This window comes from Bradyrhizobium aeschynomenes, from assembly GCF_013178945.1.
GTDB lineage: Bacteria > Pseudomonadota > Alphaproteobacteria > Rhizobiales > Xanthobacteraceae > Bradyrhizobium > Bradyrhizobium aeschynomenes.
Window position 1 is genome coordinate 254,547 of sequence record NZ_JABFDM010000009.1, and the last position, 16,180, is coordinate 270,726.

The 16,180-nt window shown below is 66.9% G+C and carries 16 protein-coding genes and 1 other RNA gene; 12 read left to right on the forward strand and 5 right to left on the reverse strand.

What is annotated here, in order from left to right:
* Positions 1-4: 4 nt before the first annotated feature.
* Positions 5-394, reverse strand: a complete 390-nt coding sequence (locus HL666_RS25035; protein ID WP_172184147.1) for an ester cyclase — start codon at positions 392-394, stop codon at positions 5-7.
* 438 nt (positions 395-832) lie between these two features.
* Here HL666_RS25035 and HL666_RS25040 point away from each other — a divergent pair, with 438 nt between their 5' ends.
* Positions 833-2,101 (forward strand): serine hydrolase domain-containing protein, encoded by a 1,269-nt coding sequence (locus HL666_RS25040; protein ID WP_172184149.1) that lies wholly within the window; start codon positions 833-835, stop codon positions 2,099-2,101.
* 3 nt (positions 2,102-2,104) lie between these two features.
* The gene (locus tag HL666_RS25045) at positions 2,105-2,746 is read left to right on the forward strand and encodes a glutathione S-transferase family protein (protein ID WP_172184151.1); all 642 of its coding nucleotides are present in this window, start codon (positions 2,105-2,107) and stop codon (positions 2,744-2,746) included.
* 129 nt (positions 2,747-2,875) lie between these two features.
* Here HL666_RS25045 and HL666_RS25050 read toward each other — a convergent pair whose 3' ends face one another.
* On the reverse strand, positions 2,876-4,156 hold the full coding sequence (locus HL666_RS25050; RefSeq protein WP_172184152.1) for a TAXI family TRAP transporter solute-binding subunit: 1,281 nt from the start codon (positions 4,154-4,156) through the stop codon (positions 2,876-2,878).
* 121 nt (positions 4,157-4,277) lie between these two features.
* Positions 4,278-4,733, reverse strand: a complete 456-nt coding sequence (locus HL666_RS25055) for a DsrE family protein (protein ID WP_172109990.1) — start codon at positions 4,731-4,733, stop codon at positions 4,278-4,280.
* A 1,174-nt stretch (positions 4,734-5,907) separates the two neighbouring features.
* Here HL666_RS25055 and ssrS point away from each other — a divergent pair.
* From ssrS to HL666_RS25070, 3 genes are all read left to right on the forward strand, one after another.
* A non-coding RNA gene (gene ssrS / locus HL666_RS25060) (6S RNA) lies at positions 5,908-6,069 on the forward strand.
* Positions 6,070-6,213: 144 nt separating this feature from the next.
* Entirely contained in the window at positions 6,214-6,795 is a 582-nt protein-coding gene (locus HL666_RS25065) for a 5-formyltetrahydrofolate cyclo-ligase (RefSeq protein ID WP_172110556.1), read from the forward strand.
* Between the two features lies 1 nt (position 6,796).
* On the forward strand, positions 6,797-7,621 hold the full coding sequence (locus tag HL666_RS25070) for a TIGR00282 family metallophosphoesterase (RefSeq protein ID WP_172109989.1): 825 nt from the start codon (positions 6,797-6,799) through the stop codon (positions 7,619-7,621).
* A 10-nt stretch (positions 7,622-7,631) separates the two neighbouring features.
* On the opposite strand, the gene HL666_RS25075 is transcribed toward HL666_RS25070, so the two are convergent.
* Complete coding sequence (locus HL666_RS25075) at positions 7,632-9,062, reverse strand: methyl-accepting chemotaxis protein (protein ID WP_172134402.1); 1,431 nt, start codon at positions 9,060-9,062, stop codon at positions 7,632-7,634.
* A gap of 45 nt (positions 9,063-9,107) precedes the next feature.
* Entirely contained in the window at positions 9,108-10,853 is a 1,746-nt protein-coding gene (locus HL666_RS25080; protein WP_172184154.1) for a methyl-accepting chemotaxis protein, read from the reverse strand.
* Between the two features lie 222 nt (positions 10,854-11,075).
* On the opposite strand from HL666_RS25080, the gene HL666_RS25085 reads away from it, so the two are divergent.
* From HL666_RS25085 to HL666_RS25115, 7 genes are all read left to right on the forward strand, one after another.
* Complete coding sequence (locus tag HL666_RS25085; protein ID WP_172109986.1) at positions 11,076-11,822, forward strand: YebC/PmpR family DNA-binding transcriptional regulator; 747 nt, start codon at positions 11,076-11,078, stop codon at positions 11,820-11,822.
* A gap of 74 nt (positions 11,823-11,896) precedes the next feature.
* Positions 11,897-12,424 (forward strand): crossover junction endodeoxyribonuclease RuvC, encoded by a 528-nt coding sequence (gene ruvC / locus HL666_RS25090; protein WP_172134400.1) that lies wholly within the window; start codon positions 11,897-11,899, stop codon positions 12,422-12,424.
* Positions 12,421-13,038, forward strand: a complete 618-nt coding sequence (gene ruvA, locus HL666_RS25095; RefSeq protein WP_172134399.1) for a Holliday junction branch migration protein RuvA — start codon at positions 12,421-12,423, stop codon at positions 13,036-13,038. The genes ruvC and ruvA overlap by 4 nt, the downstream gene beginning before the upstream one ends.
* Positions 13,039-13,078: 40 nt before the next feature.
* Complete coding sequence (locus tag HL666_RS25100; RefSeq protein ID WP_172109984.1) at positions 13,079-13,498, forward strand: cytidine deaminase; 420 nt, start codon at positions 13,079-13,081, stop codon at positions 13,496-13,498.
* Positions 13,495-14,544, forward strand: coding sequence for a Holliday junction branch migration DNA helicase RuvB (gene ruvB / locus HL666_RS25105; RefSeq protein ID WP_172109983.1), 1,050 nt, complete (start codon positions 13,495-13,497; stop codon positions 14,542-14,544). Before HL666_RS25100 ends, ruvB begins: the two co-directional genes overlap by 4 nt.
* A gap of 83 nt (positions 14,545-14,627) precedes the next feature.
* Entirely contained in the window at positions 14,628-15,548 is a 921-nt protein-coding gene (locus HL666_RS25110; RefSeq protein WP_172134398.1) for a metallophosphoesterase, read from the forward strand.
* 59 nt (positions 15,549-15,607) lie between these two features.
* Positions 15,608-16,117: a hotdog domain-containing protein gene (locus HL666_RS25115; RefSeq protein ID WP_172184155.1), complete on the forward strand. Its 510-nt coding sequence runs from the start codon at positions 15,608-15,610 to the stop codon at positions 16,115-16,117.
* Positions 16,118-16,180: the final 63 nt, after the last annotated feature.

A 16,180-nucleotide genomic window follows, 5' to 3' on the forward strand; every position in this document is an offset into this window, starting at 1 on the left:
ACATCTACGCGAGCTGCGTCTCGATCACGGCCTTGTCGATCACCGACCACACCTCAGCGATCCGGCGGTCCCGAAACGCGTAGAACACGTTCTCGCTGAAGGCGACGCGCCGGCCGTTCACGGGCAGGCCGAGGAATTCGCCCTTCGGCGTGCAGTCGAAGTCCAGCCGGCTCGCGATCCGCGGCGGGTCGGACAGCAGCAGGCCGATGTTGAAGCGAAGATCGGGAATCTCGGCGAAGTTGCCGATCAGCATGTCGCGATAACCGGCGAGGCCGAGCGGCTGGCCGTTATGCACGACACGGTCATGCACGAAGTCGCCGAGCGCCGGCCAGGCCTGCGCATTCAGGCAGACGATATAGGCGCGATAGTGATTGGCGAGTTCGGCTGCGGTCATGGTGGTGATCTCAACGAGGGTGGATCGTGATCAATCCTCCCCGGCGTGCACTGTTCCCGCCGTTGATTCGGCGATGCTGCTCCAGTGCATCCAAGTCCAGCATCGGTGGCTATGGGTCCCGGCTCAAGGCCGGGACGACGTCGGAAGGGCGTGGCGCGCTGCTCGCCATCCCCTCCGCTGTCGTCCCGGCGAACGCCGGGACCCAGACCGCGTGATCTGTCGAGGGACGTGGCTGCCAGTTGTCGCGCTGGTTGGCAGCGCGGCATGAACGAGCCAGTGAGATGGCGTCACTTGTGCAGCCGCGAACGTGATCATCCGCGACGTGATCGTGTTGCGAGCGCTTGTCGTTCGCTGCGTGCTGCCCTACTCCTTAGGCAAGCGGACATCGTTGAATCCCGTGACCACAAGTGGGATCGAGTTCGCGTCAGGGAGGTATTCTTGAACAAGCTCATTCTCGCGGCGGCCGCCGCGGCCTTCACCGCGCTCGCCACGCCGCTCGCCGCCGCCCCGTTGCCCGAAGCCAAGCCCGACGAGGTCGGCTTCTCCCAGGCGGGCCTCGCCCGGATGGACGATTTCTTCACCCGCGAGATCGCGGCCAAGCGGGTGCCGGGCGCCGTGGTGGCGATCGCGCGCGACGGCAAGCTGGTGCACTACAAGGCCTATGGCCAGCTCGATCCGGTCAAGGGCACGCCGATGCCGCTGGACGCGATCTTCGCGCTGGCCTCGATGACCAAGCCGATGGCGGCGGTCGCCGGGCTCACGCTGATGGAACAGGGACGGCTGCCGCTGCAGGCCAAGCTCGCCGACTATTATCCGGCCTTTGCCGACATGAAGGTGGGCGTGACGCAGGAGGCCGGATCGCTGCTGCTGGCGCCGCAGATCCGGCCCATCCTGATCCATGATCTCTATCGCCACACCTCGGGCCTGATGTATGGCGGCCGGCCCGACAGCTCGAGCCAGGTGGCGCGGCTCTATCCCGACGGCACGGCGCCGGCGATCGAGGGCGACACGCAGGCCTTCATCGAGCGCATCACCAAGCTGCCGCTGGCGCATCAGCCGGGCACGCAGTTCGAATACGGCTTCTCGATCGACGTGCTCGGTGCGGTGGTCGAGAAGGTCGCAGAGCAGCGGCTCGGCGAATATCTTGCCAACAATGTCTGGAAGCCGCTCGGCATGGTCGATGCGACCTTCGCGCCGACAGACGCGCAGCGGCCGCGGCTGGCGCGGCCGTTCCCGAACGATCCGCTCACCGGCAAGCCGCAGGCGATCAAGCTGTTGGACACGCCGCTCAAATCGGATTGCGGCGGTGCCTGCGCGTTCGCGACCATCGGCGACTATGTCCGCTTCGGCCAGATGCTGCTGAACGGCGGCGAGCTCGACGGTGCGCGCATCCTGAGTCCGAAGACCGTGCATCACATGACCTCCAACCATCTCGGCCCCGAGATCAAGAACACCGTCGCCAATGTCGAGCCGCATCGCGCCGGCTTCAGCTTCGGGCTGAGCGTCGCCGTGCGCGTCAGCGAGGGATTGTCGGCGGTGCCCGGCAATCCCGGCGAGTTCAGCTGGAACGGCGCCTATGGCACGCAGTTCTTCTGCGATCCCAAGGAGCGGCTCGTCGTGGTGGTTGGCACGGCCGCGCCGGGCGACCTGCGCAAATATTATCGCGAGCAGGTGCAGGACATCGTCTATGGCGCCATGGTCAAGTAGCGCATGCTCACCGTTCACCACCTCGGAAAGTCCCAATCCGAACGCATCGTCTGGCTCTGCGAGGAGCTGGAGATTCGCTATGAGTTGAAATGCTACGCGCGCGACGCCAGGACGATCCTGGCGCCGGCGGAGTACAAGGCGCTGCATCCGATCGGCACTGCGCCCGTCATCACCGACGGCGAGCTGGTGCTCGCGGAGTCCGGCGCTGTCGTCGACTACATCGTCGCGAAATACGGCCAGGGGCGCTTGCGGCCCGGGCCTGACGACGCCGGCTTCGCGCCGTTCCTGTATTGGTTTCATTTCGCCAACGGCACCTTGCAGGCGGCGATGGGCCGGCTGATGATCCTGAACCGGCTCAACCTGCCGGACGACAACGCCATGCTCGTCGCCATGCGCACGCGACTCGACCGCGCGTTTGCGCTCCTGGAGGCGCGCTGCGGCGAGGCCGACTATCTCGCTGGCTCAGCGCTCACGGCCGCCGACATCATGACCGTGTTCTCGCTCACGACCATGCGCTACTTCCTGCCCTACGACCTCGCGCCGTTTCCCAACATCCGCGCCTATCTCGCCCGCATCGGGGCCCGCCCGGCCTATCAGCGCGCGATGGCCAAGGGCGATCCGGGCATGGCGTTGTTGCTCAGTTGAGCGTTGGTAGGACGGTGCCACACGATAGCATCGTTGCTCGGCACCAGGTGCACCCTATCCCGCAAGGTGACGGGGGCACCTATGTCTCGGCTTGCGGCCGCGGATGGTCCGCTTGATCGCGAGCATCCCTCACTTCTGCCGCTTCCGGCTCCATTCCAGGAACGAGCGATACAGCTCCTCCTTCTCCGCCTTCGACGGCGGCGCCTTGGCCTGCGATGCGAGGAACGCCTCGAAGCGCTCCTGCTGGGTCAGGCTGCCGGTCGCGGCCGGCGGCAGGCCTATGTCGGCTTCCTTCTTCATGCGCTCCAGCACGGTCTCGACATAGGGGTAGCGCTGCCAGCCCGGCACCTGGGCCTCGAGATTGAGGTCCTTCCAGCCGGGGTGGAACGGCGGCTGCTGCAGCCGGGCGAGGTTGGTGAACAGCGTGTCGACGAAGCGGTTGACGCGATCGGCCCGGTCGCTGCCCGGCTTCCAATTGTACACGGCGAGCACCGAGGGGACCGCGATCGTCTCGACCGCCGTGTCCGGCGCCACCAGGCCCGGATAGGTCTCGGGCTTGATGCTGGTCGGATAGTAGAAATCCGAGAATTGCTGCGTGTAGGGCACGGGCATGAAGTGGAATCCGGGATCGGCCTTCTTGCCGCTGAACAGCTCGCCGGGCTTGGACGCGACGTACACCATCGCCGCGATCTCGCCCTTGTGCAGCTTCTCCAGCGCCACCGGGCCGCCGACCGCGACCGGCTCGATGTCGATGCCGAGGCGCCGGAAGATCAGCGGCCCGGTATGCGCAGCCGCCACGCCCGCCGTGCCCACCGCGACCTTCTGCCCCTTCAGGTCCTGCAGCGTCTTGAACTCCTCGCGCGCATAGATGTGCACGTCGGAGATGAAGAAGCGCAGCACATAGCGGATGCGGTCGTTGATGTTGGAAAGGCCGGCCTGCTTGGCATAGAAGTCGAACGCGTCGGCATAGGTGATCGCGACGTCGACGCCGCGCAGATAGAGCAGGTCGGCGATGTTCGACGTGGTGCCGCGCGTCACCATCGGGATCAGGCGCATGTTGTCGCCGTCATCCATCGTTCGCGCCATTTCGCTGGCGAAGCGCACGAAGCCGCCGTCGGGCAGACCGGCGGCGAGGCCGACGGTCCACTGGTTCATGCGCGCCTTGATTGCGGCTTCGTCGGACGCGCTGCGTGGCTCGGGCGCGCGCGCCTCCAACACGCGCGGTTCGGCGCGCCGCTCGGGCGCGCGCGCCGGCCTGATGGAGAGCGGCGTCGTCGGCGGCTCCTGGGTCAGCGCCTGGGCGAATTCCTGTGACCGTCCTTCGGCCAGCGCCGCGCCTTGGCAGATGAGCAGGACAGCAGAGATCGATGCCAGCGCCATCAGCGCTGGACCAGCGAGCGTTCGACGCATGACTGTAGTCCCCCGATCGCGTCTGCCAGCGCATCCCCTGCAAGCAGACTGATTAAACCGCGTCAATCTAAGGTCGAGCTCTATTGAGCCCTAAACCTGGCGGATTTGGGGCGGTGACTACTTAAGGTTTCAGATAGCTCCAGCCGCTCTCTTGCAGTTCCATCAGCCTGACGGCGCCCGAGGGCACGAGGCTCGCTTCGGCAACGATCGCAATCGGATGCCCCTCGCGCTTCTCCATGCCGCGCTTGGTGATGTTGCAGGCGGAGAACTTGATCTTGGCGGGAAAGCTGAGTTCGGCGATCTGCTTCAGCCGGTCCTTCACCGGCGAGGTATCCTCGCGCAGCATGTTCAGACCGGGCCCGTAGGTGACGAGCTCGATCTCGACCTCCTCGCCCTTTTCCTTGAACGTTTCCATGATGTTGGTGGCGTTGTTCAGCGCCAGATTCATGATCGCCGGATCGTTCTGATCGACCTGGATCGAGACGCGGTGAATCTTGACGTCGGCCGCGAGGCTCGCACCCCCCGACGCAATCAGCAGCGCGCAGGCGGCCGTGAGAGTTTTCAGATCGAAACGCATGCCAGGACTCCGATGGACGCAACAGGAATGCACGATACCAGATATTGGATGTGGGCGTGATCTGCCACAACCTCAGCTTCGAACCGATGGGCCCCAATCATGGCGAGACTATGCGCTCACGGCGCAAGGCCGCCGCGCGAGGGCGCGCGATGATGCCGGCTCGTCATCACGCGCGATGGGCCGGACCGGGAATCTTGTATGGGCCACCGCCGTTGCAAGGCTCACCGCTGTCGTCCCGGCGAACGCCGGGACCCATAGCCACCGCTGTTAGTTGGCTGCGCTCGATGACGGCCGTTGTGCCCCATTGATGGATCCCGCGGTATGGATCCCGGCGTTCGCCGGGATGACGACGGAATGTCGGGACGCGTCACGGCCAATCGATGCACGCAACTCCTGGCAGCACGACACGACGGGCCATCCGCGCATGTGCCTCATGCGCCAACTGCCCGTCGCGTTACGATGTCGCAGGCTGCATCACTTGTGTTGTCGGGCAAATCAGATCGATGCTTCCGCTCGTCCTGCTGCCGCATGAGGGGCGTGTCGCGACCGTCACGAGACGTGGGCAGTGGGATGCGATGGGCGTGTGTCGACGCAGCGTGAAGCGATTCGCGCGGACGAACGGCGGGACACGACCGGTCAAGTCGCGTGGTCCTGACACCCCGAAGCTGGTGTCCCCCTTGCGATGACGCCTTGGGCGTCGCGCAGGACATGGTGGCCAATAAGCCCGGCGCACCAGGGAGAGCGCGAAGCAGCCGTTCAACCGTCGCGCAGGGAAGGCCGGGTGTTTCCGGCTGCACCTGTGGTACCTGCCGCCTGCATTTTTTCTCGCAGGCGGGCCATGGGCGTCAGCCGACGCCCGGCCTTCCCTGCGCCCTCTGTTTCGAAGGGCGATCTCGATGACCCACTCGGACGCAAAGCGCCGCGAGGATGCGAGCCCATGCCTGTTTCGACCTGTTCTGTCGTCGTGGTCAGCTCGGCCCTCGCCTCGCCACAACCGTCATCGCCCGCGCAGGCGGGCGATCCAGTACGCCGAGGCCTTTCGGCTCAATCACTGCTGCCGCGGCGTACTGGGGCGCCCGGTCAAGCCGGGCGACGACACCGAGCGGTTGGCCAAGTCTCGCCTTATCCATGTGCGCCGCTGGCAAAATCACCTGGTCATGGTTACATTGCTTCCGCGAGGCTGCGACGCGCGTCCGGAACCAACATATCCCCGGGGCCTTATCGATCCTTTAGGGAACTGTCCCTGGCCAGGTCCGTGGACCTGGACATATGGTGCCCACCTACTTTCGTAGGGAACTCCGGGATCGAGCGTTTCAACGGCGATTGCGGCTTCGCGCTTGTTTCCCTTGTTTCCCTTGCTTCCCTGTTCTGCCTCTCCGTTCTCCTTCGTCTGTCCCCTTCGGTTGCCGACCCACTACGTTTCTGCAACGTTGAAGTGCCCGCGTCCGCGCGCTCTGAACGGAGGTCCCGTCGCATGCCGATGAAGGCCGCTCAGCACACCAAGCAGCAGTTGCGGGCTGCGGCGCTCGCCGCTCGCGACGCCCTGAGCGACGAGGCGCGCAGTGCGGCCGCGCAGGCCATTGCCGCGCGCGGGCTGCCGTTCGCGCTGGAAGCCGGCACGGTGGTCTCGGGCTACGCGCCGATCCGCAACGAGCTCGATCCGATGCCGCTGATGCTGGCGCTGGCCGCGCAGGGGGCGCGGCTGGCGCTGCCGGTCATCCGGGCGCGCGGCCATTCGCTCTCGTTCCGGGCCTGGTCGCCGGGCGACCGGCTGACGCTGGGTGCGCTCGGTATCCCCGAGCCGTCGCCCGTTGCGGCCGAGCTGGTCCCTCAGGTCATGCTGGTGCCGCTCGCCGCGTTCGACCGCACCGGTCATCGCATCGGCTATGGCGGCGGCTACTACGACTACACCTTCTCGCACCTGCGCAAAGCACACCACGTCACCGGGGTCGGCCTCGGCTTCGCCGTGCAGGAAACCGAGGCGATCCCGGCCATGGCCCACGACGCGGCGCTGGATTATGTGCTAACCGAGCGCGAGACCTTGGATTTTCGGAGCCATTGAGTTGCGCATTCTCTTCGTCGGCGACGTCGTCGGCCGGGCCGGCCGCAGCGCCGTCTCGGACCATCTTCCAGGCCTGATCCGCGACTGGGCGCTCGATCTCGTCATCGTCAATGGCGAGAACGCGGCCGGCGGATTTGGCATCACCGAGGCGATCTATCAGGAGCTGGTCGATGCCGGCGCCGACGCGGTGACGCTCGGCAACCACTCGTGGGATCAGCGCGAGGCGCTGGTGTTCATCGAGCGCGCGCCGCGCCTGGTGCGGCCTGCGAACTATCCGGCCGGCACGCCTGGCCGCGGTGCGGCGCTGGTCGAGGCCAAGAACGGCGCCCGCGCGCTGGTCGTCAACGTGCTGGGACGCGTGTTCATGACGCCGTTCGACGACCCGTTCGCGGCCGTCGGCCGCGAGCTCGGCGCTTGTCCGCTGCACGAGGCTGCGGATGCAATCGTGGTCGACGTGCATTGCGAGGCGTCGAGCGAGAAGCAGGGGCTCGGCCATTTCTGCGACGGCCGCGCCAGCCTCGTCGTCGGCACCCACACCCATGTGCCCACGGCGGATCACCAGATCCTGCCGGGCGGCACCGCCTACATGACCGACGCCGGCATGACCGGGGACTATGATTCGATCATCGGCATGCAGAAGGACGAGCCGCTGCGCCGCTTCCAGTCGGGCATTCCCTCGGCGCGCTTCGAGCCGGCGATGGGCGAGGCGACCCTGAGCGGCGTCGCGGTCGAGACCGACGATGCCACGGGGCTCGCCGGGCGGATCGCGCCGGTGCGGATCGGCGGCCGGCTGTCACAGGCCAAGCCGACATTCTGGGGAGCTTGAGGAGAGTGGGTCAGGCCTTGATGCGGAAGCCCATGCGGAACGCGCCCCAATGCCGGCCCTTGATGAAGATCGGCGCGGACAGGTCCTTCATCAGCACGAACTGCCCGCCGCCCATGTCGCGGCGGTAGGTCTGCAGCAGGAACGGCTTGTTGCTGGCGGCAGCGACCTTCTTCACCGCGCGGTCCTCGAACAGCCGCCGGTTGCGGCAGTTGGCGTTGTTCCAGACCGGGTCGGGCCCCTGCGGCTTGCGGTAGTTCGGATTGTGCGTCGGCAGGTAGCCGCCGCGCGCCCAGGCGACGCAGAACACGATGCGCGGGTCGCTGCCCTGGATCGGGTCCTGGATCGCGGGCAGGACGCGGTCGGTGAACTCGACGTAGCGGGTGAGATATTGCTTCGGGTTGGTGCCGGGAATCTCGCGGTAGCTCTCGTCCATCAGGTCGGCGAGCGCGATCTCGCCGCGATCGACGGCCGCCTCGAACACAGCCGAGATCTGTCGTGCGGTCTCGACCACGGTGCGGATCAGCGGCGCATCGGCGGTCTCGACGCCGCTCTCGGCGATCAGTCCGATCAAGGCCTCGGAATGGTCGAGCAGCTTGGCAATGCGGCTGTCGGCCTGCTTGAGCTCGATCGAGGACTGGTCGACGCCCTTGGCGAGTTCGGCGAGCTCGGTGATGACGGTGTCGCAATGCGCGAGGTTGGAGGTCGCGGCCTTCGCCACCCCATCGATCTCCTGGCCGACGCTGGTGAAGCCGTCCTGGACGCGGACGATGATGCCGCCGATCTGCTGGGCGCCTTCGCCCGCGGTCTTGGCGCGCGAGGAGGCCTGGCCGCTTTCCCCGAGCAGGCTCTTCACCTGCGAATCCAGCCCGCGCAGGGTGTCGCCGATCTGCTGCGTCGCCTGCCGCGTCGCCTCGGCCAGCGACTTCACCTCGCTGGCGACCACCGCGAAGCCGCGGCCGGCGCTGCCGGCGCGGGCCGCCTCGATGGTGGCGTTGAGCGCCAGCAGGTTGGTCTGCTTGGCGATCGCCTCGATCGCGACCGAGACCTTGGCGACCTGCGCCAGCGCGTCGCCGACCGAGCCCAGCCGCTGCTCGATGCGCTCGACCGAGTCGACCAGCTCGGAAATGTGCTGCACCGCGGTTTCCACCACGCTGCGCGACTGCGCGATGTCGCCGACCGCGGCGGAGGTGGCCGTCTGCACCGCCTGCGAGGCGGTGGCGATGTCGTGATTGGCCGCCACCATCGTCTTGGCGGTCGCCTGCAGATGGCCGAAGCGCTGCGACTGGTAGCTGACGCGGTTGGCGACCTCCTGGACGTTGCCGGCGACGTCGGCGAGCTCGACGCCGAGCCCGCCGATGCGGTCGGCGATCTCGTCCATCAGCCGTTCGGCGCCGGAGCGCGCATCGTGACTTTCCAGAATGGCGCGTTGCGCGACGGACATGTTCGGGCTCCCGGGCGTCAAGAAATCAGCAGGTCACCGCACGGCTCACAATTTGTAGGCGGTGCGGAAGCCGCCCCAGTGCCGGCCGCGGACGCGGATCGGCACGTCGATTTCGCGCATCATGACGGTGTTGCCGTTGCCCATGTCGCGCGCGTAGCTCTGGATCAGATAGGGCCGCTGGTTGCGGCCCGCCGCGAGTCCGGCCGGATCGTTGAAGATACGCCGGTTGCGGCTGTTGGCGGTGTTGAAGGCTGTGTCGCCGGGCCGTTGCGGATGCGAATAGATTTTGTTGTGCACGGGCAGATAGCCGTTGCGGTCGATCGCCACGCAGAACGCCATCCGCTCATCCCTGGCCAGGAAGGCCTCCTGGAACGACGGCAGCGCGCGTTCGGCCCAGTCGAGAATCCGGCTGCGGTGCTGCTGCGGATTGGTGCCGGGGATCTCGACATAGTTGGTGTCGAACATGTCCTCCAGCGTGATCTCGCCACGGGCGATGGCGCTCTCGAAGATCCGGTTCAGCTCGGTGCCGGCCTCCATGGCGCGTGTGACGAACTCGTTGTTCTCCTCGTGCAGCGCCCAGAGCTTGTCCTCGATCTTCTCGCGCAGCTCGGCCCCGGGCGCGTCGAACCGCGCCTGGGCGCCGGCCTTGACCTGCTCGGTGACCCGCAATCGGCAGGGACCGACATCCTCCAGCACGGCGTCGAACCGCGCGTTGACGGCAAGGCGGCCGGCCTCCGGACCGGTGATCAGGACGCCGTCATTGGAAATCTCGTAGACCTGAGCCGTAACCGCGCGTCCGCCGCTCTTGATGTCGAGCTTGAGATGGCACGGCAGGCGCTCGTCCCCGCTGCGCGCGGTGCGGTCGCCCTGGCGCAACAGCACGGCGCAGCGCGCCTTCAGCTTCTGGGCATACATCGTCACCGCGCGGCCGGCGCTGGTGACGCGCTCGCCATAGCTTTCCGCCTGCTGGGTGGCGCTGCCGATATCGGCGGCGCTGTCGACCACGGACGAGATGAACTGCGACGCCTGGGCGGCATTGCTCGACATCTCGCCGGTCGTCTGGTTCTGCTCGGCGACCGCGCCGTTGACGTTGGTGAAGACGGGACGGATCGCCTCGATCGCCTGGGCGATGCGGTGAACCGCGTCGGCCGAGCCGGCGGCGTCCTTCTGCAGCGCCTCGATCTTGCGGGTGATCTCCTCGGTAGCGTTCTGGGTCTGCACCGCCAGCGCCTTGACCTCGGTGGCGACCACCGCGAAGCCGCGGCCGGCCTCACCGGCACGGGCGGCCTCGATGGTCGAGTTCAGCGCGAGCAGGGTGGTTTGACGCGCGATCTGGGAGATCAGGTTGACGACGTTGCCGATCGCGGCGGAGGATTCGCGGAGCCGGTCGACAGTGTCGCGCGCCTCGCGGGCGGCAGCGCTGGCCTGGTCTGCGAGCTGGCCGGCGTCCTCGACCTGGGCCCGGATGCCATGGGCGGATTGCGTGACCTTCTCGGCGGCCTGGGCAAACGTCGTGGCCGTTCCCTGCGCGGCGCTGCTGCGCCCGCTCAGAGCATCGGCGCGCTGGCGGATGTCGGTCAGCGTTCCCGCCGTCGCCTCGGCGCCACTCGCGACAGCGTTCGCGGCCCGCTCCAGCTGGCGGATCATGCCGCCGAGTTCGAGCTCCAGGAGATCGAGAATCGCCTTGGCCGAATCATCCGGCGCAGCCGGCGGCTCAGGCGCGGCGACCGGCGTCGGCTCGACCACCGGTTCGGACACCGGGGCACGTCTCGCAAACAAACCAAACGCCATTGGGGTGACCCCCCGGTCGTGCGTGAAAGGGTGCAGAAGCCCGGCATCCTTGCACTTGACAGTGAAGCCATGGTTAAAATTTGCCTTATGGGACAAGGCGGCGGCAATCCCAGGGGACCACTCACCCCCCTTGAAACCACCCCAAATCTTTGATTTTGACGATTCCCGGCCTATAAGGCCGCGCTTCCCCACTGACCTCCAGACGATTGCAAGAGATCTCGCATGGCCGGCCATTCCCAATTCAAGAACATCATGCATCGCAAGGGCCGGCAGGATGCGATGAAGTCCAAGCTGTTCGGCAAGCTGGCGCGCGAAATCACCGTCGCGGCCAAGCTCGGCACGCCGGACCCGGCGATGAACCCGCGCCTGCGCGCCGCCGTGGTCGCCGCCCGCGCCGAGAACATGCCGAAGGACAACATCGAGCGGGCCATCAAGAAGGCGCTCGGCGGCGAAGGCGAGAACTACGCCGAGATTCGCTACGAGGGCTATGGCCCGGGCGGCGTCGCCGTCATCGTCGAAGCGCTGACCGACAACCGCAACCGCGCCGCCTCCGACATCCGCTCCTACTTCACCAAGTCCGGCGGCAATCTCGGCGAGACCGGCTCGGTCTCGTTCATGTTCGACCGCGTCGGCATCATTGAATTCGACCGCAGCGTCGCGTCCGACGATGCCGTGCTGGATGCTGCGATCGAGGCCGGCGCCGACGACGTCATCTCGGGCGAGGGCGGCCACGAGGTCTATGCCTCGCCCGACAGCTTTCACGAGGTCGCCAAGAACCTCGAGGCCAAGTTCGGCGAGCCGCGCAAGGCGGCGCTGACCTGGAAGCCGCAGAACACGGTGGCGGTCGACGACGAGACCGGCGAGAAGCTGGTGAAGCTGATGGATCTCCTCAACGAGCACGACGACGTCCAGAACGTCTATGCGAACTTCGAGATCTCGGACGCGCTGATGGCGAAGATGGGCGGTTGACGGACGGTTAACCATTCCGCTCCGGCCGTTCCGTTTATGTTTCCACCAGGGCGGCGCGAGGCTATCTCTAACCCATGAAAGCCCAGCCGATTCGCGCAGCCGTCCGCATCATCGGGATCGATCCCGGCCTCCGCCGCACCGGCTGGGGCGTGATCGAGAGCGAGGGCAACCGGCTGATCTATGTCGGCTGCGGCTCTGTCGAGCCGCCCGACGACCTGCCGCTGGCCAACCGCCTGCTGGCGATCCACCAAGGGCTGGCGAAGGTGCTCGCTGATTTCCAGCCACTGGAAGCCGCGGTCGAGCAGACCTTCGTCAACAAGGACGGCGTCGCCACCCTGAAGCTGGGCCAGGCCCGCGGCATTGCCATGCTGGCGCCGGCGATGTTCGGAATTTCGGTGGCCGAATACGCCCCCAACCAGGTCAAGAAGACCGTGGTCGGCGCCGGCCATGCCGACAAGGGCCAGATCGCGGTGATGCTGAAGATCCTGCTGCCCAAGGCCGAGCCGCCGTCGGCCGACGCGGCCGACGCGCTGGCGATCGCCATCACCCACGCGCATCACCGGCAGGGCCAGGCGCTGCGCATGAAGGTGGCCGGGCTATGATCGGCAAGCTCAAGGGCCTGATCGACTCGTATTCCGAGGATTTCGTGATCCTCGACGTCGGCGGCGTCGGCTACCAGGTGCACTGCTCGGCGCGCACCCTGCAGGCCTTGCCGTCGCCGGGTGAAGCCGCCACATTGTCGATCGAGACCTATGTGCGCGAGGACCAGATCAAGCTGTTCGGTTTTCGCTCGGATGTCGAACGGGAATGGTTTCGTCTTTTGCAGACCGTGCAGGGCGTCGGCGCCAAGGTCGCTCTTGCGGTCCTCGGCACCTTGCCGCCGGCCGATCTCGCCAACGCCATCGCGCTGCGCGACAAGGCTGCGGTGGCGCGCACGCCGGGCGTCGGCCCGAAGGTTGCCGAACGCATCGTGACCGAGCTGAAGGACAAGGCTCCTGCCTTTGCCGACGTCGACCCGGGCGTGGTGCGCCTGTCGGGTGCGATCGAGGAATCCCGCGCGCCGCAGCCGATCGCGGACGCGATCTCCGCGCTCATCAATCTCGGCTATGGTCAGCCGCAAGCGGCCGCCGCCATCGCCGCGGCCTCGCGTGCCGCCGGCGACAAGGCCGAGACCGCGCAACTCATCCGCCTCGGCCTCAAGGAGCTGGCGAAGTAGGACGCCGCGCCGGGCGAGCAGAAGGACAACGATCTTCCCCATGGTGACCAAGAAGGACAAGGAGCTGATCGAGGCGGCGACGTCGGCGGTGAAGAACCGCTACCGCAACGACTGGCAGGAGGTCGGCGCGGCCATGCGCACCCGCGACGGCCGCATCATTACCGGCGTCAACATCGACGCCTATCTCGGCCGCAACGCCGTCTGCGCCGAGGCCATCGCCATCGGCCGCGCCATCACCGAGCACGGCGACCACGGCATCGAGACCATCGTCGCCGTCCGCCATCCCAAGCCCGGTGAACCCGGCGAGGTCGCGGTGGTGTCGCCCTGCGGCACCTGCCGCGAGCTGATCCATGATTACGATGCCAAGGCGCGCGTCATCGTGCCGTCGAACGGCAAGGGACCTGCGAAAGTGACGATCAGCGAGCTGCTGCCGAACAAATACAGGCGCGGCAACGAATGAAGCCGCCTGCGCGCATGGTCAGCCCGGAGCGGCGCTCCGACGATGTCGGCGACACCGCGCTGCGTCCGCAGCAGCTGTCGGAGTTCGTCGGCCAGCAGCAGGCGCGCGCCAATCTGTCGATCTTCATCGAGGCGGCGCGCAAGCGCGGCGAGGCGCTCGACCATGTGCTGTTCGTCGGTCCTCCCGGGCTCGGCAAGACCACGCTGGCGCAGATCGTCGCGCGCGAGCTCGGCGTGGGTTTTCGCGCAACCTCGGGTCCCGTGATTGCCAAGGCCGGCGATCTCGCGGCGCTGCTCACCAATCTCGAAGAGCGCGACGTGTTGTTCATCGACGAGATCCACCGCCTCAGCCCAGCGGTGGAGGAGGTGCTCTATCCGGCGATGGAGGATTTCCAGCTCGATCTCATCATCGGCGAGGGACCGGCGGCGCGGTCGGTGAAGATCGATCTGTCGAAGTTCACCCTGGTCGGCGCGACGACGCGCGCCGGCCTGCTGACCAATCCGCTGCGCGATCGCTTCGGCATTCCGATCCGGCTGAACTTCTACACTGTCGAAGAGCTCGAGGGCATCGTGACCCGCGGCGCCCGCGTGCTCGGGGTCGGCATGACGCCTGACGGCGCCAACGAGATCGCGCGCCGCGCCCGCGGCACGCCGCGCATCGCCGGCCGGCTGCTGCGCCGGGTGCGCGACTTCGCCTCCGCCGCCAATGCCAGCGCCATCGACCGCGCCATCGCCGATCACGCGCTGAGTGCGCTGGAGGTCGATGCCGCCGGGCTCGATGCGATGGACCGGCGCTATCTCTCGACCATCGCGCTGAACTACGGCGGTGGGCCGGTCGGCGTCGAGACCATGGCTGCGGCGCTGTCGGAGCCGCGCGATGCGATCGAGGACATCATCGAGCCCTATCTCATTCAATGCGGCTATCTGCAGCGCACGCCGCGGGGCCGTCTCCTGACGTCGCATGCCTTCAAGCATCTCGGCATGGCCGAGCCCGCGAACCGTGATCCCAGCCAGATCGGCCTGTTCGGCAATGACGACGATGATTAACGAATCTGCTGACAATCTGCACAGACGCACCCGAAATCGGTTGCAATGAGTGGGGAAAAGGATTGCGTGCGAGGAGTTCGTCCATGCTGTCACGCCGCCGTTTTCTGAAATTCTCCGGCGCTTTCGCCGCCACCGGTTTTTCCACCGCCACCTACGGCGTCGGCATCGAGCCGCTCCGCCTTGGCGTCACTGACTACCACGTTCGCCCGCGCAACTGGCCGGCCGGTTTGAGGCTGAAGATCGCGGCGATCGCGGACATCCACGCCTGCGATCCCTGGATGTCGTTGGCGCATATCGACAGCATCGTCCAGCGCACCAATGCGCTGAAGCCGGACCTGATCGTCCTGCTCGGCGACTACGTCGCCGGTCATCGCCGTCATGTCGGGCGTATCGACGCCGCGGAGTGGGCGCCGGTGCTCGGCGGCCTGAAGGCGCCGCTCGGCGTCCACGCCATTCTCGGCAATCACGACTATTGGGACGACAAGACGGTACAGCGCGACGGCCGCGGCGCGCCGTTTGCCCAGACGGCGCTCGAGGCTGCCGGCATCCCAGTCTACGAGAACGAGGTCGTGCGTCTGACCAAGAACGGCCATGCCTTCTGGCTCGCCGGCCTCGGCGATCAGCTCGCCTACATGCCGGCACGCCGTATCCGGTCGGTGCCGCGGATCGGGGTCGATGATCTCGCTGGCACGCTGCGCAAGGTGACGGACGGCGCGCCGGTGATCCTGCTCGCGCACGAGCCGGACGTCGCGCTCCGCGTGCCGGCGCGGGTGTCGCTGCAGCTGTCCGGCCATACGCATGGCGGCCAGGTGCGCGTGCTCGGCTGGTCGCCTGCCGTACCGCCGCGCAACGGCGTCAATCTCGCCTACGGCCACATCCGCACGCAATGCGACGTTATCGTTTCCGGTGGGCTCGGTTGCAGCATCATGCCGGTGCGGATCGGCATGCCGCCGGAGATCGTGCTGGTCACCGTCGGCGGGGAACCGGTGGAGGTGACCTCTTAAGCTTGCGCTTGCAATCGAACTGGGCGAAACGATCCCTTTCCGGCGATCGAGGGCTTCCGGTGACCCATCAACATCTCGACGGCGACATCCGCAACGGCCGCCATCACATGAAGGTTCGCGTCTACTACGAGGACACCGATTTTTCCGGCATCGTCTACCACGCCAACTACCTCCGCTTCATGGAGCGCGGCCGCACCAACCATCTGCGGCTGATGGGCGCCGAGCAGCATGCGTTGTTCGCGGAGGCCGCCACCGAAGCGCCGGGCTTCGCCTTCGTNGCCGAGCAGCATGCGTTGTTCGCGGAGGCCGCCACCGAAGCGCCGGGCTTCGCCTTCGTGGTCCGTTCGATGAGCCTCGATTTTCTCCGCCCCGCGCGCATGGACGACGTGCTCGACGTCGTCACCTGGCCCATTTCGGTGAAGGGAGCGTCGATCACGCTGGCCCAGGAGGTCCGACGCGACGAGGAGGTTCTCGTCAAGGCAGACGTCCGGGTCGCCTTCATCAGCGGCGGCAAGGCGCAGCCCATTCCGAAGGCGCTGCGTGAGCTGCTGAAGGCGGACCTCGCCTAGGGCGTGGACTCATAAGCCTTGGCCCAGAGGCGGGTTGAGCCGAGTGCGACTGCCGCGAGAAAG